This window comes from Pilibacter termitis (assembly GCF_900167335.1).
Taxonomy (GTDB): Bacteria; Bacillota; Bacilli; order Lactobacillales; family Streptococcaceae; genus Pilibacter; species Pilibacter termitis.
Map to the genome: position 1 here is coordinate 74461 of NZ_FUXI01000005.1, position 18957 is coordinate 93417.

20 protein-coding genes and 1 riboswitch are annotated in these 18957 nt (G+C 37.6%); of the genes, 3 read left to right on the forward strand and 17 right to left on the reverse strand.

What is annotated here, in order from left to right:
• Positions 1-146: 146 nt before the first annotated feature.
• The 11 genes from B5D30_RS03100 to B5D30_RS03150 form a co-directional block, all read right to left on the reverse strand.
• On the reverse strand, positions 147-698 hold the full coding sequence (locus tag B5D30_RS03100; RefSeq protein ID WP_078806581.1) for a cysteine hydrolase family protein: 552 nt from the start codon (positions 696-698) through the stop codon (positions 147-149).
• A gap of 102 nt (positions 699-800) precedes the next feature.
• On the reverse strand, positions 801-1676 hold the full coding sequence (locus B5D30_RS03105) for an aldose 1-epimerase family protein (protein WP_078806582.1): 876 nt from the start codon (positions 1674-1676) through the stop codon (positions 801-803).
• Between the two features lie 77 nt (positions 1677-1753).
• Complete coding sequence (gene codY / locus B5D30_RS03110; protein WP_078806583.1) at positions 1754-2545, reverse strand: GTP-sensing pleiotropic transcriptional regulator CodY; 792 nt, start codon at positions 2543-2545, stop codon at positions 1754-1756.
• 261 nt (positions 2546-2806) lie between these two features.
• On the reverse strand, positions 2807-4216 hold the full coding sequence (gene hslU / locus B5D30_RS03115) for an ATP-dependent protease ATPase subunit HslU (protein ID WP_078806584.1): 1410 nt from the start codon (positions 4214-4216) through the stop codon (positions 2807-2809).
• 2 nt (positions 4217-4218) lie between these two features.
• Positions 4219-4767 (reverse strand): ATP-dependent protease subunit HslV, encoded by a 549-nt coding sequence (gene hslV, locus B5D30_RS03120; RefSeq protein WP_078806585.1) that lies wholly within the window; start codon positions 4765-4767, stop codon positions 4219-4221.
• 218 nt (positions 4768-4985) lie between these two features.
• The gene (gene trmFO / locus B5D30_RS03125; RefSeq protein WP_078806586.1) at positions 4986-6326 is read right to left on the reverse strand and encodes a methylenetetrahydrofolate--tRNA-(uracil(54)-C(5))-methyltransferase (FADH(2)-oxidizing) TrmFO; all 1341 of its coding nucleotides are present in this window, start codon (positions 6324-6326) and stop codon (positions 4986-4988) included.
• A 111-nt stretch (positions 6327-6437) separates the two neighbouring features.
• The gene (topA, locus tag B5D30_RS03130; RefSeq protein ID WP_078806587.1) at positions 6438-8531 is read right to left on the reverse strand and encodes a type I DNA topoisomerase; all 2094 of its coding nucleotides are present in this window, start codon (positions 8529-8531) and stop codon (positions 6438-6440) included.
• Positions 8532-8861: 330 nt separating this feature from the next.
• Complete coding sequence (locus tag B5D30_RS03135; RefSeq protein ID WP_078806588.1) at positions 8862-9362, reverse strand: hypothetical protein; 501 nt, start codon at positions 9360-9362, stop codon at positions 8862-8864.
• Positions 9363-9397: 35 nt separating this feature from the next.
• Positions 9398-9670 (reverse strand): DUF1912 family protein, encoded by a 273-nt coding sequence (locus B5D30_RS03140; RefSeq protein WP_234984614.1) that lies wholly within the window; start codon positions 9668-9670, stop codon positions 9398-9400.
• A 6-nt stretch (positions 9671-9676) separates the two neighbouring features.
• Positions 9677-10885 (reverse strand): ABC transporter permease, encoded by a 1209-nt coding sequence (locus B5D30_RS03145; RefSeq protein ID WP_159443180.1) that lies wholly within the window; start codon positions 10883-10885, stop codon positions 9677-9679.
• A complete protein-coding gene (locus B5D30_RS03150) occupies positions 10878-11624 on the reverse strand; it encodes an ABC transporter ATP-binding protein (RefSeq protein ID WP_078806590.1) in 747 nt (248 codons plus the stop codon). Before B5D30_RS03150 ends, B5D30_RS03145 begins: the two co-directional genes overlap by 8 nt.
• Before the next feature lie 115 nt (positions 11625-11739).
• Between B5D30_RS03150 and B5D30_RS03155 the strand changes: the two genes are divergently transcribed.
• Both B5D30_RS03155 and B5D30_RS03160 read left to right on the forward strand, forming a co-directional pair.
• Entirely contained in the window at positions 11740-12168 is a 429-nt protein-coding gene (locus B5D30_RS03155) for an HIT family protein (protein WP_078806591.1), read from the forward strand.
• Positions 12165-12500, forward strand: a complete 336-nt coding sequence (locus B5D30_RS03160) for a YtxH domain-containing protein (RefSeq protein ID WP_078806592.1) — start codon at positions 12165-12167, stop codon at positions 12498-12500. Before B5D30_RS03155 ends, B5D30_RS03160 begins: the two co-directional genes overlap by 4 nt.
• 830 nt (positions 12501-13330) lie before the next feature.
• Here the strand turns inward: B5D30_RS03160 and B5D30_RS03165 are convergent.
• From B5D30_RS03165 to B5D30_RS03175, 3 genes are read right to left on the reverse strand one after another with little or no spacing between them, the layout of a single operon-like run.
• Entirely contained in the window at positions 13331-14824 is a 1494-nt protein-coding gene (locus B5D30_RS03165) for a carboxypeptidase M32 (protein ID WP_078806593.1), read from the reverse strand.
• Positions 14821-15999 (reverse strand): THUMP domain-containing class I SAM-dependent RNA methyltransferase, encoded by a 1179-nt coding sequence (locus B5D30_RS03170; RefSeq protein ID WP_144399469.1) that lies wholly within the window; start codon positions 15997-15999, stop codon positions 14821-14823. Before B5D30_RS03170 ends, B5D30_RS03165 begins: the two co-directional genes overlap by 4 nt.
• A gap of 28 nt (positions 16000-16027) precedes the next feature.
• Entirely contained in the window at positions 16028-16342 is a 315-nt protein-coding gene (locus B5D30_RS03175; protein WP_078806595.1) for an ATP cone domain-containing protein, read from the reverse strand.
• A 125-nt stretch (positions 16343-16467) separates the two neighbouring features.
• A riboswitch (PreQ1 riboswitch) is annotated at positions 16468-16568 on the forward strand.
• Position 16569: 1 nt separating this feature from the next.
• Between B5D30_RS03175 and B5D30_RS03180 the strand changes: the two genes are divergently transcribed.
• On the forward strand, positions 16570-17085 hold the full coding sequence (locus B5D30_RS03180; protein ID WP_078806596.1) for a QueT transporter family protein: 516 nt from the start codon (positions 16570-16572) through the stop codon (positions 17083-17085).
• 37 nt (positions 17086-17122) lie between these two features.
• Here B5D30_RS03180 and B5D30_RS03185 read toward each other — a convergent pair whose 3' ends face one another.
• The 3 genes from B5D30_RS03185 to ndk all read right to left on the reverse strand — a co-directional run bounded on the left by B5D30_RS03185 (position 17123) and on the right by ndk (position 18525).
• Positions 17123-17536, reverse strand: a complete 414-nt coding sequence (locus B5D30_RS03185; RefSeq protein ID WP_159443181.1) for a DUF2752 domain-containing protein — start codon at positions 17534-17536, stop codon at positions 17123-17125.
• 11 nt (positions 17537-17547) lie between these two features.
• A complete protein-coding gene (locus B5D30_RS03190; protein ID WP_078806598.1) occupies positions 17548-17916 on the reverse strand; it encodes a DUF4234 domain-containing protein in 369 nt (122 codons plus the stop codon).
• A 186-nt stretch (positions 17917-18102) separates the two neighbouring features.
• Entirely contained in the window at positions 18103-18525 is a 423-nt protein-coding gene (gene ndk, locus B5D30_RS03195; protein ID WP_200806703.1) for a nucleoside-diphosphate kinase, read from the reverse strand.
• Positions 18526-18957 lie beyond the last annotated feature (432 nt).

An 18957-nucleotide genomic window follows, 5' to 3' on the forward strand; every position in this document is an offset into this window, starting at 1 on the left:
AAATGAAACAATAGAAAAATCACATGAAATCAACATTTGAGAAAATGAAATTTCTGTGATTTTTCTATTTTGCTAGTTTTTTCCCAACCTCAAGTAAACGGTGTGGCTCACTGCCTCAGACTTCAAAACGCACTTCTCCGCTTTTCTTATTTCCCTACCACTTTTCCACCTAATACATTTTCAAAATGTCCTAATGCCCATGTGTGTCCAATTTCGTCAAAACTTGCTACACAGCTTTTAGGAATGGTAATGGTATATCCTAAATTGTACGCATCAACGGCTGTATGCAAAACGCAAATATCCGTGCAAACTCCTACCAATGTCACTTCCGTTATCCCACGCTCACGCAGACGAATATCTAAGTCCGTACCAGAAAACGCAGAATAATGTCGTTTATCTATCCAATAAACATTTTCTTGTCTCTTTGTTTGCTCGTAATATCCTTGCAACTCTCCGTACAAATTGCGTCCAGTTGTCTCTGCCAAATTGTGCGGTGGAAAAAGTTTCATTTCTGGGTGGTAAGTGTCACTTTCTTCATGCTTGTCAATCGCATAGACTACAAACTCCCCCTGCTCTGTAAATTCTCTCGTTTTTGCTAAAAGTGCATCGTGAATGTTTTGCCCTGCCACACCAGTGGTCAATTTTCCGTCTGTCGCTACAAAGTCATGCGTGTAATCAATTGAAATGAGTGCTTTCATAAGAGTTCCTACTTTCTTGATTTCTATTATATTAATAATAACAAATTCTTTCGTAAATACAAAAAAAAGCAGCTTAAAAACTACTTTTTTTGTAATCTCACTCTACTTCGCTGAAATCCAATAACTTGTTTCAAACACACCAAGCGGTTGAAGGACTTGCACACTTGATTTTTCATCAAAAATCCCGCTGTCTTCGGTTGTATCAGCAAAACTACACCAAGGTTCGATACAGACAAATGGACTTTCTTTTGGATAAGGACTCCACAACCCTACGTAGTCGATATTGTCATAACTTAGTGTAAGTGCGTGCGGAGATTTATCTGATTTTATCGTAATTTCCGTATGTCCTTTTGTTTCATAAATAAGTGCATCATTGTGAAATTGTTCGTGAAAAATTGCAATTTTCTCCACTTCTTCATCAAATTTCCCTGCCACATCAAGATAAGGCACCACAAACGGTATTCTTGTTCTCATGCCTTTTGGAGATAACTCAAAATAATAATCCTCAAACGTCAATCCTTCCGTCAATGGCACGTTAAATGCAGGATGTCCGCCAATTCCAAAGTACATTTTTTCTTGTGCATCTAAATTTTTCACTGTCCATTTCGTTTCAATCCCTTTTGCACTTAATGTATAAGTAATCAAAAGCTCAAACTGAAACGGATAACGTGCGAGAGTTTCCTCATCAAAACGTAGTGATAAAACAATTGTTTCATCCGTTTGCTCAACTAAGGTAAATTCTTTGTCACGTGCAAATCCATGTTGTGTGCTAGAATAGCTTTTCCCTTGAAAAATAAGCGTGTCATCTTTTAACTTGCCAACGTGCGGAAACAATACAGGCGTGTGTCTCGCCCAATACTCTGGATTGCCATTCCAAATATACTCAATCCCCGTTTCCTTTGATTGATAGCTAACTAATTCAGCACCTAAGGATTTTATCGTTGCGGTAAATTGTTCGTTTTCAAGCGTGAAATTCATGTTCATTCCTCCAATTCATATCAAGGCGAAATAGCACTTCTTACCTGCGTAAATAAGTGCTATTTCGTTATTTGAAACTAGATAGATAAATTATCTAATTCCTCAAAAATTCCTTTGTTGATTACTTTGATGAACGTACCTTTCATACCAAGTGAGCGACTTTCAATAATCCCTGCACTTTCCAATTTTCTAAGAGCATTTACAATGACAGAACGTGTAATGCCAATGTCATCTGCAATTTGAGAGGCAGTCAAACGTCCTTCGTCTCCACCTAACTCTCCAAGAATCGCTTGAACAGCTTTCAACTCTGAATAGCTCAATGTATTCATAGCAAGAGAAAGTGCTGTTTGTTGGCGAATGTCAGCCTCACGTGTACGTGATTGTTGATACAAGATTTGCATTCCAACTACTGTTGCAGAGTACTCAATCAAAACAAGCTCGTTTTCTTCAAATACATCATCTTCACGACCTAAAATAATGCTACCAAGACGTTTTCCTGTGGCAAAAATTGGTGAAATAGTTGTCAAACCATTTGGAAATTGCTCACATAATTCACTTGGGAAAATAGTCAAATCATTTGTAACAGGGATATTCGCATCTGTTTTACGCAAAATAGACAAACCGTCTGTATATTCTTCTGGGAATTTACGGTGGTCAACCATTTCCATAAAGCGTTGCGAGCTATATTTTCTTTGCTCATGATAACCAAGCAATACCCCTGCCTCACTAATGATATAAGCATTTGCATTGATAATATCACTTAAAACTTCTGCCATTTTATCATATGGCAAATCATTTGTCGGATTCAATAGCGACGGTTTTTGTAGCAATTCGTTAATTTTTCTTGTTTTTTCCAATAATGTCTTCATTTTGTTAGAAGTCTCCTTAATGTTGGCTTATTTTTTTGTTTTTTTATAATATGGTTACCCATATGGGTACCTCTAAAAACTCACACTTACCCAAAATTGCTAGTTTTCCGATTTTCTTCGTCAGTCTCCTCAACCTATGAACCACATAGCTTTCGTCGATTTCCTCGAAAATCGAAAAACTATCTAATTTTGGCTTAACCGGAGTTTTTAGAGGTCCCCATATAAGAATAGAGTAATTTTTTCATGTCGGATATTCCGCCACTACAAAATATATCTACTCAAATCTTCATTTTTCACAATACTTCCTAGTTTTTCATCTACATAGGACGCTGTAATCGTGATTTCCGTGTTTGGCATCTCGCTTGCCTCAAAGAGCAATTCTTCCAGCACCTTTTCCAAAATCGTATGCAAACGTCTTGCACCGATATTGTCTGTATCACGATTCAAAGCATAGGCAATTTCTGCCATTTTCTCAATTGACTCTTTCGTAAAGGTAACTTGAACGTCTTCTGTGGCTAATAGTGCCATGTATTGCTTGACAATCGCATTGTCTGGTTCTGTTAAAATGCGGATAAAGTCCTCTTTTGTCAGCTCCTCTAGCTCCACACGAATTGGAAATCTCCCTTGAAGTTCAGGGATTAAATCACTTGGTTTCGTTAGATGAAACGCACCACTTCCAATAAATAAAATATGCTCTGTTTGAATCATACCATGTTTTGTATTGACTTGTGAACCCTCAACTATCGGCAAAATGTCACGTTGCACACCTTCTCTTGAAATATGCCCGCCATGATCATTTTTAGAAGTGATTTTGTCAATTTCATCAATGAAAATAATGCCATTGTTTTCTGCTAGAAGAAGTGCCTCACTGGCAATATCTGCACTATTGACAAGTCTTTCACTTTCTTCGTTGATCAACAATTCACGTGCCTCGGCAACTGTTACAGTGCGAGCGATTTTCTTTTTCGGTTTCAAGGCGGAAAGAGAATCCTCCATGTTCATCTGGAGAGCCTCCATGCCGTTTCCTAGACCAACCACTGGTCTTTTCGGCTCATCAAGTTCAATTTCAACCGTTCTTTTATCAAGAACGCCTTGCTCTAATTGCTCAAAGACTGTTTGGCGATTCAAACGAATTTCATCCGTTAGCTCTTCTTTTTCCTCATTTGTTTCTTCGTTCATTTGAGAAAACAAACTCAACACTTGTTGATAAGGACTGCTTGTATTCCCAGTTTCTTTTTGCTCTTTTTTCAGCCCCGGCACTAAGACTTTGGCAAGCCTACGGTGTGCCTTTCTCATTGCCTCAGGACGAACTTTTTCATAAGCACTCTTGCGAACGATTGAAACAGAGTTTTCAACTAAATCACGCACCATACTCTCAACATCTCGACCAACGTAACCTACTTCTGTAAATTTTGTCGCCTCAACTTTGACAAACGGTGCTTGTAAAATTTTTGCCAACCTTCTCGCAAGTTCAGTTTTCCCAACACCAGTAGAGCCTATCATCAAAAGGTTTTTCGGGGTAACTTCCTCACGCATTGTCCCCTCAAGCTGTAATCTTCGATAACGATTTCTAAGAGCAATCGCAATCAAACGCTTTGCCTCACTTTGACCAATAACATATTTGTCCAACTCCTGAACAATCTCTCTTGGCGTTCTACTTCTTTCCGTCATTGTTATATTTCCTCCACAATCACATGATGATTGGTAAACACACAAATGTCGCCTGCAATTTTTAAAGCATTTTTTGCAATATCTTTTGCAGAAAGCTCGCTTTCGCCAAATTGTAACATGGCTCTTGCAGCTGACAATGCATAATTGCCACCTGAGCCTATCGCAAGCACACCATCATCTGGTGTTATAACCTCTCCTGTCCCTGAGATTAAGAGCATTTCACTCTTATTCATTACAATCAGCATCGCCTCCAATTTTTGCATCGCACGCTCACTTCGCCAGAGCTGTGCCAATTTGACTGCTGCACGTGTTAGATTGCCGTTGTACTCTATCAGTTTTTCTTCAAACTTTTCTTCCAGAGTAAAAGCATCCGCTACACTTCCAGCAAATCCGACTACGACCTCATCATTGTAAATCCTTCGTACTTTTTTTGCTGTCCCTTTCATGACAATCGACTGCCCCATCGTTACTTGACCGTCACCTGCCATCGCAAACTTCCCATCTTTTTCAACAGCACAAATGGTTGTTGAATGAAATAAAGACTCACTCACTCTTGCACTTCCTATTCTATCTTTATCTTAAATAATCTTTAGAGCAACTCTACATATTACATGATAACATTTAAGAAAAAATTTTTCAAAAATAATTGTCAGAAAGGTTTTAATCTTTTTTCACACAAACCCCACCTTACACGTAATGTAAGGTGAAAAAATCGCCGTCACTATCCGTTTTCAATCTCTTTACATTTTTTTAAAGTCGATTAAAATTTTTAAAAATTTTTTTCTTTTATAACTTCCAATGTCGCTAATGCACGATTGGCGATAGCTGTATAACGTTCTTTTTTGTCACGAATACGCTCTGGCAAATCTTGAATAATACCAAAATTTGCATTCATCGGTTGGAAATGTTTGCCACTTGTATGTGTAATATAATGTGCCATTGAGCCAATTGCTGTGGAGTGTGGAAAAGTAATCATTTCTTTTCCTTCAAATTTTCTTGCTGCATTCACACCTGCCACAAGTCCACTTCCCGCACTCTCAACATAGCCTTCAACACCTGTCATTTGCCCTGCAAAGAAAATATTTTCCGCAATTTTCGACTGATACGTTGGCAAAAGCAACTCTGGCGAGTTCATAAAACTATTGCGGTGCATGACTCCATAGCGTACAAACTCAGCATTTTCAAGCCCAGGAATCATGCGAAACACACGTTTTTGTTCGCCCCATTTCAAATGCGTTTGAAACCCGACGATATTGTAAAGACTTGCTGCGGCATTGTCTTGTCTAAGTTGTACGACCGCATAAGGCGTCTTAAAATCGCCGTCTCGCTTGCCTTTATAATCATCTGGGTATTCTAGTCCAACTGGTTTCATCGGCCCAAATAGCATGGTTTTATAGCCACGATTTGCCATTACCTCAATCGGCATACAGCCCTCAAAATATTTTTCTTTTTCAAATTCCTTTAATGGCACAACTTCAGCCTCAATCAATGCTTGCTGAAATGCTTGAAACTCCTCTTTGGTCATCGGGCAATTCAAATAACTCGCCTCACCCTTGTCATAACGGCTTTTTAGATACACTTTTTCCATATCAATCGTTGACACATCAATGATTGGAGCGGCGGCATCATAAAAATAAAATCCTTGTTGCCCATTAAATTCTATTATTTTCTCAGCTAACGCTTCACTTGTCAAAGGACCTGTGGCAATAACCGTTAGCTCCTCCTTTGGAATTTCCGTTACTTCCTCTTGAAAAACACGCACAAGTGGGTGATTTTTCACTTTTTCTGTTACCATTTGAGCAAAACCTTCTCTATCAACCGCTAAAGCACCGCCAGCTGGTACTTGTGTCGCATCTGCTGAATTGATAATAATCGAGTTCAGTTGTCTCATTTCCTCTTTTAGCAATCCGACAGCATTCGTCAAACTATTGCCACGCAAGGAATTGGAGCATACAAGCTCAGCAAAGTCGTCTGTTTTGTGCTGTGGAGTAGATTTCACCCCACGCATCTCATAAAGATGAACAGGTATGCCACGCTCAGCAATTTGCCAAGCCGCCTCACTTCCTGCAAGACCTGCACCAAATACGTTGATGTGCTTGTATTTTGTCATGTGTTTTCTCCTTGTTTAATATTCTCTAAAAGGTACCTCTAAATGTAAAAAGGCTAGGACAAACACTTTGCACACATTTTTAAGAGCATACAAAAGTTTGTCCCAGCCCCTTTATTTCTGTGCTACTTCTTCATAATCACCGTTCGGACAAATCACTTGTATTCCTTTGCCACGCATTTTTTTCTCGACAAGGTAATGATTACATTTCGGACAATTGCGTGCAACAGGTTTGTCCCAACTTGTAAATTCACATTTTGGATAGCATGAGCAACCGTAGAAAATACGATTTTTCTTCGATTTTCTCTCGATAATTTGCCCCTCATGACAAGTAGGGCAAACCACGCCAATTTCCTTGACGATTGCCTTGATATTGCGACAATCTGGGAAATTGCTACACGCATAAAATTTTCCGTAACGTCCTAATTTAATCACCATTGGATGCCCGCAAAGGTCACAATCAAAGCCTGCTGGCTCATCTTTAATCTCGATTTTCTCGATTTTTTCCTCGGCATCAAGCAATTCTTTTTCAAATGGTTTATAAAAAGTATCCACCACTTGCACCCAATTTTTCGCTCCCTCTTCGATTTCGTCCAATTGATTTTCCATTGTCGCTGTGAAATCAACATTGATAACATTCGGGAAAAACTCCACGATTAAATTATTCACAATCTCACCAAGTTCTTGTGGGACAAAACGCTTGCTCTCCATTTTCACATAATTCCGTTTGCGAATCGTTTCAACAGTTGCTGCATAAGTTGAAGGTCGACCAATGCCACTTTCTTCCAGTGCCTTGATAAGCGTTGCCTCAGTAAATCTAGCAGGTGGCTGTGTAAAATGTTGTGCAGGTTCAGTTGAAACACTCTTCACAAATTCGCCCTCTGTCATATCTGGCAACATATTGTCCTTTTCCGTATCATTGTAAACAGCTGTATAGCCTTTAAATTTCAATTTAGAGCCATTTGCGATAAATGCAATCCCATTTTGCTCTAAAGTCACTCTCATTGTGTCATAAATAGCAGGTTTCATTTGACTTGCGACAAAACGATTCCAGATTAATGTGTAAAGTCGTAGCTGATCTTTGTCCAAATACTGTGCCACGCTCTCAGGCGTGCGTTCTACGCTTGTCGGGCGAATTGCCTCGTGAGCGTCTTGAGCAGAGTCAGCATTTTTTACTTTTCTCACACCATGAGCGGTATACTCCTCACCAAAACGTTCTGAAATAAACGCAGCAGCTTCTTCTTTGGCAACAGAGCTAATCCGTGTCGAATCTGTACGCATATAAGTAATCAAACCTACCGCACCACCACGACCAAGTGATACCCCTTGATACAATCCTTGTGCTGTTCCCATCGTTTTTCCTGCTCGAAAATTCAGCTTGTTGGCTGCATCTTGCTGTAAAGTTGACGTTGTGTAAGGATTTGGTGAATTTTTCTTGCGTTCTTTTTTGCTCACTTTTGCAATTTCAAATTTTTTTGACGCAAGACGTGACAACACTTCCTGCACATCTTGATTGCTCTTTAGCTCACGTTTTTTTCCGTCCACACCCCAAAAAGCAGCTTTAAATTTATCTTTCCCTTTTTGAAAATTTCCGTCAATCGTCCAATATTCTTCTGGTACAAATGCACGAATTTCTTTTTCTCGATCAATAATCATTTTCACTGCAATAGATTGCACACGACCTGCTGAAAGTCCACTTTTTACCTTTTTCCACAAAATCGGCGAAAGAGAATATCCTACCAAACGATCCAAAATCCTTCTCGCTTGCTGTGCGTCCACTAAATCTAAATCAATTTTTCGAGGCGTTTTAAACGCATTTTTCACCGCATCCTTTGTGATTTCGTTGAACACTACACGATTTTCTTCTTCTGGATTGAGCTGTAAAATATGCGACAAATGCCAAGAAATCGCCTCTCCTTCTCTATCCGGGTCACTTGCGAGATAAACTTTATCCGCTTTTTTTGCCTCTTTTTTCAATTCCTTAATAATATCGCCCTTCCCACGAATGTTGATATAGTCAGGCTGATAATTATGCTCAATGTCAATTGCCATTCTTGATTTAGGTAAATCACGAATATGCCCAATACTTGCCAATACCTTAAAGTTACGCCCCAAATACTTTTCTATCGTCTTAGCTTTCGCAGGAGATTCCACAATAACCAAATTTTTCTTTGCTGTCGTCTTTTTTGCCTTTGCCTTTGTTACCAAGAGTCACCCTCCTTATTTTCAGTGTCTTGTTATCATTCTTTTTTATTATTATCCGTAAACTTATTATAGTAGAAAAAACAAATTCGTTACTTAGAATAAGCAACCTCTCTTTCTTTGTCAAGGAAAAAAGGAAAATGAACGAAAATTTTTCGCTCATTTTTATGATTTTGTATGATTTTTTCTATATGGGCACCTCTAAAAACTCGCACTTATCCTAAATTGCTAGTTTTCCGATTTTCTTCGTCAGTCTCCTCAACCTATGAACCACATAGCTTTCGTCGATTTCCTCGAAAATCGAAAAACTAGCTAATTTAGTCTTAAGCGGAGTTTTTAGAGGTGCCCATATTCCAAAATAGAAAGTATCGCTTTTCTAATAGAAAACACGCCAAGAAAAATTAAAAGAGCCGCTAGTGGAAGTAAAAATATAAACCTTGTCCAGTCTTCATAAATCTTATCTGTTATGCTAAATACTAGGCTCATCACTCCAAAAAATAGTAGGAAACCACCTACAATAAATAACACAGTCCACATGAATATCAGTGCAAACAAATATTTTTTCTTTCCCGATTTCGACCATTTCATCAATGAATACCCTGCAAAAGACAAATAAGCAAAAAATGCAAACTTAAAAAGTCGTCCAAGGAAACTTCTTCTCTCCAAACCCTCAAAATACAAGAGAGCAAGAAACATCAAAATCAACAAAATTGGATAAATGACGAGAACCATCACTCCACTTTTCAAAAACACACCTATTTTCAAACATTTCTCTCTCGCCCACTTATCAAACTTTTCCTCTTGCTCTTTCCCAAAAAAATTGTCAAGTTTTGTCAAAAAAAATCCCTCTTCCTAAAATGTACCTTTAAAAATTATTCATACGTTCGCTTGCTTAAAAGTCCGTCTGGCAAATCATGAAAATCCTTGCCTTTACGGAAATTTTCAAATTTGTGCAGAAGAAAATCATATGCCTCAAGCCTTGAGTGATACACAACCATTGCTGTTGCAGCATCCATATTTTCTTTGTCTAACTCAAAAGCACGCTGAGCCTCACGTTCTGCCATGATAAAGACTTTGACTTGCTCCATTGTCCATTCCTCAAAGTCATCCACAAATTTTTTATAATCCAAGTTTTTTTCTGTCATTTTCTATCACTTTCTCTTCTCTATTTTTTTCAATCTTAACATCGTATAAGGAAGTGCTAAGAGAATGGTCGCTAAAATGTATAGCCCAATCACTAATAAAGTAGCTGCACCGCTTGTCAAAACACCTAGTACAAACACAATAAAGACTATACACATCACAATCATCATCAAACCTAAAAAATTCGATTGTCTATCTTTTTCTTTTACAGGATAAAGATGCGTTAAAATCATATAATCAAATTGTGAATAAAGCGGCAATAACTGAAATGCAATTAAATACATAAATAGCACACCTACCGCTAAACTTAAAAATTCTTGTTTGGTAAAAAGTAAAATCAAAAATCCAATTGCACTCAAACGAGCAACCAATCCAAAATACTCACTTCCACGCAAAAATGCTCGAAGATATAAGTATAAATAAGTATTTTTATGTTTACTAGTAATTGGCTTGAGAAATAAATCAAAATATTTTCTACGTTTCACTACACTTGTGATTTCTGGCACATCTGTAAAGAGCGAGATAAATTTATACACCCTGTGCAACCGTTGATTTTCCACATGAATCGCCCGATCCCAATCTAGCAAAGCGAAAGTTCCTTTTTCCTTTAGCGGAGAAAGCCAAAGAAAATTGACGAACACAAGGAAAAAGAGAAACGGCGTAACAAACGTCATAGCAAAAAGTAAAATGCACATTGTCAAAAGTAGACATATTTTCATCTCTCTTGCTTTTTTTTGCATCCCTTGATACAAACCATTACACTCAATTTTCAACCAAATCCCTTTGGCAATTAACATAACGAACAAATAATAAACAAAATCAATAAATTGCCCACTTGTTGACACCACCAAAAGTGGCATGAAAAAGCCTGTAATAACCGTCAAAAACGCAAACGGTAAAATAAGCGAACGTTGAAGTGCATATTTGAGATAACCATTGATTTCTTTTTCTTTTGGCAAAAGAAAGACCAGATCCGCCTCCTGTAAAAGAGTGGCTACTTTTCCGATAGGAAGGGAAAAAAGTAAAACAACCACTATGATAATTTTTCCCCAAAAAAAGTCCTTTGGCAAGGTCCTAATCAGACCAGAATAATAAAATCCAACGCCACCTAGCAAAAATAGACAAACCAAAACGAAATGGTCATTGAATACATAACGCATATAGCGTAACATTCTATTCATGTGTTGCGTGCTACGCTGTTTGAAAAACTCAACCATGACTCCCCTCCTCTGCCTCTTTTGTAAGAGCAAGATAAATTTCATCAAGCGTTGCGTTTGGCATAGCAAATTCCTTTTGCAAATCAACGAGCGTACCATTTGCACGCACTTCCCCCTCGTGCAAGACGACGAAACGGTCGCAGTAACGCTCAGCAGTCGCTAAAATATGCGTTGACATCAAAATCCCTGCACCTTCTTGTTTCATCTCTTGCATTAGCTCTAAGAGTGCATGAATGGCAAGCGGGTCAAGCCCTAGAAACGGCTCATCAATAATATAAAGACTTGGCTCAATCAAAAACGCACAAAGCACCATGACTTTTTGTTTCATTCCTTTGGAAAAATTCGTTGGGAACCAATCTAACTTTTTCTCTAAACGAAACGTAGTCAATAATTTTTCTGCACGTTTCATTGCCACATCAAGCGGAATATCATATGCCATTGCGGTAATTTCGATATGCTCTTTTAAGGTTAATTCTTCATACAATGACGGAGTTTCTGGAATATAGCCGATTTTTTTCCGATATTCTTCTGGATTTTGAGCAAGTGTCAAATCATCAATCGAAATCTTGCCCTTTTGTGCTTGTAGTAAACCAATAATTTCCTTAATTGTCGTACTTTTTCCTGCACCGTTTAGCCCGATTAAACCTACAAGTTCACCTGAGGCGACTTCGAAGTTAATATCCTTTAAGACGGGGATATGACCGTATCCACCTGTTAAATGTTCAATTTTTAAACTCATTTCATTCTCGCTTTCCGAATATAGTAATTAGTCAAAGCACTATTTTTTCTCTTTCTATATTATAATAAAAAGTAACGTCAATAGCGAATAATCTTATCAAATTTTGGAGGTTCCTATGGAAAATTGTATTTTTTGTAAAATTGTGCAGGGTGAAATTCCAGCAAGTAAAGTTTATGAAGATGAAAAAGTGGTGGCATTTTTGGATTTGACTCAGACGACAAAGGGGCATACTTTGCTTATTCCAAAAGAGCACGTTGCAGATATTTTTGAATATGATGACGTACTTGCTGGCGAAGTCTTTGCACGTATTCCAAAAATCGCTCGTGCTTTAGACCGTGCATTTCCGGAAATGTGTGGTTTAAACATTCTTAACAATAATCGAGAGGTAGCATATCAATCTGTTTTTCATTCGCATATCCACTTGTTGCCACGTTATTCCGAAGAAGATGATTTTAACATTCATTTTGGTGATCATTCTGAGGATTTCACGAACGAAGAACGTACAAATGTTGCAGAAAAAATTGCACAGGAGGTCGAAAAATGAGCATGAAAAATTTTGGAAAAGGATTGATTTTTGGGGCAGTCGTAGCTGGTGTTGCAACTCTCTTGACCAATCGCAACAAAGGAGAGGAAAATAGAAAATTTTTAACTGATTTTATAGACGAGGTAAAAAACGAAGTTGAACAAGGAGTAATTACAACCACAACGATTCGTTTGCAATCTGAAGAAGTCAAAAAACAGGTAGCAACCGCCTTGCAACCGGCAATGCGAGACATTCAAAAAAGCATCAAAGATTTTCAATTTCAAGCTGAACCACGCATAACGCAAATTCAAGAGCAGATTGAAACGATTCAAGAACATTTGCCAAAGGTATAAATTTTAGATACAATAAAACAAAACCGCATGAAATCAACGTTTCTAAAACGAATTTCATGCGGTTTTTTTATTTTATGTACTGACGAGCAGAATGACTACTCGTCCATTGGCTTTTATTTATCGTTTTCTTGTGCTTCACGATTTTGTAACTCTTTGATTGCCTTTTCGTAAGCTTCTACTTGCCAAGTTGCTCTTGTATCCATAGTCGCAAACCTCCTTAGCTTTTATCCTTGCTCACTCCCCATGATGCAAAGGACTTAATGGTCAAGAGTTTTCCCCCTCAACGTGAGTAAGAATATCAAAGGATAAAGACTGGTGCAAGAAAATAACTTTTGTTTTCTGTAAATTTTCATGAAAAGTAAAATTTCTGTAAATTTATAGAACAAGTATTTTTTTCCTTGAAGTCTCAAGTGTTCCAAATTATAATGAGAGATTTTAAAAATGTCTATCCTTTTATTTGTATAATGAGAGTTTCGATTGGAAGACTTCCCACCAAGAGTCATCACGCCAATCTCTTTGGAAATTGGAAAGTCATGAATTATATTATGGAAGAAAATAGATAAACGAAAGTGGAATAAAATTCAAATGCTAGACTAATTTTGTAGATTTTACATGAAAAACGCATGAAATGATTACCATTTCGACTTCACTTCAAATTTTTGAAACTCGTCCTCCGCAATGATAAAATCCAAGCAGGGACACTCATAAGTTTCCCTGCTCAAAGTCTTTTCTAACATTGTTTTTTTAGAGGTTTTGAAACCATTCAATTAAGAACACCAAACACCCCTAAAGGACACCTCTAAAAAAACAAACTACAATTTTCAACTTCATCATCCCACTTGATAAACATCAAAATACAATTTCTCAAGTTCTTCTAGCAAATATTTTGGATTCAAATCTTCGCCTGTGGCATTTTTTAAAACGTCTTTTGGTTTTACGCTTGCACCGAATACACGGACGTTTTCATCTAGCCATTGTTTGATTGGCAAATACTCGCCACACTTCAGCAATGTGTCAAAATCAAGTGTTTGACTCATTGCGTGCTTCATTTGACTTGCATACATATAGCCAAGAGCATAGCTTGGGAAATAACCAAAATCACTTGTCCAATGGACATCTTGTAAAATTCCTTCCAAATCATTTTGCGGACGAATCCCTAAAATCTCCTCGTACTTATCGTTCCAAAGCTCTGGTAATTTTTCTACTGACACATTTTCATTGAACATCATTTTTTCCATTTCATAACGAATGATAATGTGTAGCACATACGTCAATGTGTCCGCCTCAATGCGAATAAGACTTGATTGACTGCGTTTTAGTCCTGCAAAAAATGTTTCAAAATCAATGTCGTCAAAACGACCCTCACAAATTTCTTGGAAACGTGGGTATTGCTTTTTCCAAAAAGATTTATTGGAACCTATCATGATTTCTTGGAATAAAGATTGAGACTCATGAATCCCCATGCTCATAGTATTTTTTAACGGGGTATATTCGAAATCTGGTGAAACGTTTTGTTCAAATTGCCCATGTCCTTGCTCGTGGAGAACGCCGAAAATCCCCATTTGAAAATCCTCTTCATTCCAACGTGACGTAAGGCGTGCATCGTTGTAGTTAAATCCTGTCATAAACGGATGTACTGCCTCGTCTAGTCTACCACGTGAAAAATCGAAACCAAGTGCAGTAGAAAGCTCTTTGGCAAAAGAAATCTGAAATTCCTTCGGCACCTTTCGACTCAAAAAGTCCACACGTGGCTCTATACCTTTTTCAGCAATCGTTTGACGAATTTGCATAATGCCCTCACGCACTTTGCCAAACACCTCATCTAAAATTTCAACGGTCATCCCCGGTTCGTATTGATTTAGCAAAACATCATAAGGCGTTTTTTCATCTTTTCGCCAAAGTGTGATAAATTCTTTTTGCATAGCAATTAAATTAGCAAGAGAATCTTTGAACAATCCAAAATCTTTTTGTTCTCGTGCTTTTATCCAGTTTGTAAATGCTTTGGAAGCCTCACGGTTATAAGCCTCGTCTTTTTCAGCAGGAATTACACGTTTTTTGTCGTATCCTTCTTTTACTTTATCGTAGACTTTTTGCCCTAATTCACTTAATTCCACACGATTTTTGGCAAAATATTCCATTGCCAACGTCATTTTTTCACCTGTCATTCGCTCAAACAACAGTTGAGATAAAAATGCGTTTTGTTCTGCTCTGTACTCACTCGCACGCTCTGGCATTCCAGTTTGAATATCCCAACCTGAAAGTGCAAGGGTTGATTTTAATAGCTCAATTTCTTTTACTAATGCTAAAAATTCTTTTTCTGTCATACTTCTGTCCCTTTTTCTATTTTTTGTTCTCTTGGTTTTCTCTTACCCCAATATTGATAATAATCTACTCGCAAAGCACCGTTATACAGCTTACGCTTTTTCGTTGCTTTCGCCCCGAAATGTTCTTCAAACATCAAGTCACTCGTCAAAATATATTTACTCCATGTTTCAAGAGGGATTAGCACTTCGCCCATTTCACGATACAGCGGTTTAACCGCACTAAAATCCCCCAAACGTTCTCCATAAGGTGGATTGGAAACTAGCACGCCGTACTCTTTCTCCGTATGGAAATCTTGCAAACGCATTTGTTTAAACTCAATATCTTCTGCCACACCTGCAAGTCTAGCATTTTCCTTAGCAATCTCAATCAAGCGGTGGTCAATATCTGTCGCCAAAATATCAAGTGTCAAATCTTGCTTGATTTCGCTTCTGGCAGCCGCCTTGACTTCTGCCAAAACATTCTTGTCAAACCAACCCCATTCCTCAAACTGAAAATTTCTCTTCAGTCCCGGAGCGATATTGCGAGCAATAAGTGCCGCCTCAATCGGAATTGTCCCACTTCCGCAAGTGAAATCGACAAGTGGCTTGTCTGGATACCAGTTGGTCAACATCATAAGAGCTGCCGCCATATTCTCTTTGAGCGGAGCACCTCCTTTTTCCGTCCGATAACCACGTTTAAACAAACTACTTCCTGTCGTATCAATCGTAAGTGTGGCAATATCGTTTCTGAGTGCCACTTCAATTGGGAATTTACTACCTGTTTCAGCTAATGGCACACTTGCCGGACGATGATACACTTCACGCAATTTATTGACTATCGCTTTTTTTGTGATAGATTGCACATCTGGCGTAGAAAACAACTTAGACTTAATAGATTTTCCAGCAACAGGAAATTCTGCATCTAATGGCAAAAATTCTTCCCACGCAAGAGCTTTCACTCCCTCAAATAAACCGTCAAAAGTCGTAGCGGGAAATTCACCAAGAATAATTTTTATTCGATCAGCCGTTCTCAGCCAAACATTTGTACGTGCAATATCAACAATTGTCCCTTCAAACAGCACTTTCCCATTTTCAACTTGGCACTCAATCCCAAGATTTCTAATTTCTCGTCCAACCAGTGCCTCCATACCTGCCGCACAAGCTGCAACTAATTTTAATTTTGTTTCTTTTGTTATCATCTTTTTTCTCATTTCAACGTTTTATTTAAATTCGTTTTATATCTCGTTCTGTTTTGTATTTTAGAAAATCTCCTGCAACTTCCGTATCAAAATCTCGCAATTGTTTCACCACGACATTTTGAATTTCATCAATTGGCACTTTTTCAAATTCAAGATTGGCAATGTATTTCTCAACAACTTTTGTAACATTATTTGCCAAATCATTTGCTGCCACAGGATTTTTTGCATATTTCCCATAAGCTGCCGCTTTAAAAATCGCTGCTTGAATACGGAATGAATCCCAATAAGCAAGACGACCGTCACGTTTTATTACAAATTTTTCGTACAATTTCATTTCCATTTGTCATTCACCTCATAGGTATTTTATCATATTCTAGCCATACAAGCATGAAAGGGAGATGATTTTTCGTTTTTCATTTTAATAACAGGTGTTTTTAATAAAAAAACTAGCAATCTCTTTCTTTTTCCGTTATACTATTTCTCGTGGTTCAATCCACCCTTTGACACTTCCTCACTTTGGTCAAAGCATATTACACTCGGGTTTCGCCGATAAAGGAGAGTTTATTTATGGAACAAACACAAGTAAAAACCAATTCTTTGGTAAAAGTGGCAATCGTCGCAGCACTTTACGTTGCCATTTCATTTGTTGTTGCACCTATCGCTAGTGGTGCAATTCAATTTCGTATTGCGGAAATGTTTAATTTCCTCGCTTTTTACAACAAACGCTATATTTTTTCCGTTACGATTGGTTGTATGATTTTCAACTTCCTCACCTACGGAATAGTCGACGTTATCGTTGGCGGAGGGTCTACACTTATTTTCGTGACACTTGGGACAATTTTATTCAAGTCCCTTAAAGGAAAACGTGTCGGTATTGGCTCGATTTCTTACAACTTGCAATTTCTAGTTTTTGCGATTTTCTTTTCGCTTTCTATGATTACAATTGCTTTAGAGCTACATTATCTTTTCAAAGAACCACTCTTGCTCACTTGGGCAACAACTGCTATTGGTGAGTTTCTGAGTCTACTTATTGGTGGCTGGATTATTGAACAGATTGGCAAACGTGTGGATTTGACGCTATAAAATAAAAAAAATAATCGCTAAGCATATGAAAAATAGCTTAGCGATTTTTGAATAGAAAAGGAATCTTTTCTATAACACTTGGCAATATCGCCTGTTCATTAAAATTCATTGGTGGAGTATGCGGAAAAAGTAGCATCATTCTTACTACATATACAAGAAGAAACAAGCTCCCTACCACTATCCAAAAAGTATTTTTCTGAACAAATAAAAATCTTTTTCTCTGCCAAAATAAGAGGAGCAAAATTGGTACTAGCCAAAAAAGTGGGTGAAAAAAGAAAGCTGTTGATACTTCGCCATGTAGTAGTGCCAAATACGCTCTTGTCATGCCACAGCCTAAACATGGAATCCCAAGTGTTCTTTTAAAAACGCACCATTCATCTGGCATTAAAAGCAAATAGAGCAAAAGGGCAAGAATGCCGATTGCCATTCCTTTGCCCTTTTCATTTTTCAAGAAAGTTTTCATCAAAATTCTGCAATTCCTTTGCTCCAAACTTTGTTTAACTCACTTTGTAGAATTGCTATATTGACAATTTCCAACCTAAAGATCGCAAGAACAAGATACAAGACAGCATTGTCGTTGACAGGTAATCCTGCTTTTTCATTGATTACATTCATCTTTTTAGCTGTCACATACCACCAATAATAGCCGTAAATACCGCAAGTAACAATGGTTAGGAGTAAAACCATTCCCCCACTAAAGCCTTCTTCATCTCCTATAAGTTCACGAATGTCATTGTGTGTAACCACTAACCAATACATATAGTAAATTCCACAAGTAATCAAGCTAAGAATAATGACCAACGCTGGTGATTTCATTTTTTCTGAAGTCATTTTTCATCCTCCCTTTCTTTTTTTTTGAAATTATTTCCCCTTTTTATATGCGGAAATAATCTCTTAAAGAAATTTTAACTTTTTTTCGTTTAACTTTCAATAAAAAACTTTCCTTTTTTGAACCTCTCCTTATAAAAACAATCCATTTTCTAGTGCATCAGCAAGGTTTACATTCCTCTAAAAACTCTATTTCAAATTTGGAAACCAAATTTTAATTTCTCTTTCTGCACTTTCAGGAGAGTCGCTACCATGTACAATGTTTTGAATTTCATTATTGTCCCAATCACGTCCATAATCGCCACGAATTGTGCCAGGTAGAGCATCTGTTGGCTGAGTGGTTCCCATCATGACACGGAATCCGTGAATGATATTGACTCCTTCTGCTACAATTGCCACCACATCACCACTTGTCATAAATTCTACCAATTCTGGATAAAAAGACTTTTCCACGTGCTCTTGGTAGTGTTGTGCCAAAATTTCTTCCGTTGCTCGGCATTTTTGAATTTCTACGATCACATACCCCTTGCGTTCAATGCGATGTAATACAGAGCCAATTAATCCACGTCTCACTCCGTCTGGTTTCACTAAAATCAATGTTCTTTCTGTCATCATAATTCCTCCGTTTTTTCATTAAATACTTGATTGAACAATAGTTTACGTCCTTATCATTTTTTGTATCCGTTCACATCTTGTGATATAAGCTATACAAACAGCCTAACGAAACTCTTCACTTTTTTATTTTAACAAAGATTTATTGGGATTTCTAGTTTTTTAGTGTTCGGTAATAAAACTTTGTCAAAATTTTGGAACCATTCAATTTTACACGACTCTAAAACAGAAAGATTTCTCGATTTCATGCAAATCTAGTTTTGGAACCATTCAATTTAACACGACTCTAAAACCGAAAATTTATGAAACGCTCGGTCATATTCGTTTTGGAACCATTCAATTTAACACAACTCTAAAACGGATATAGAGCAAAAGCAAAATCGGTAACAGTTTTGGAACCATTCAATTTAACACAACTCTAAAACTTATTTA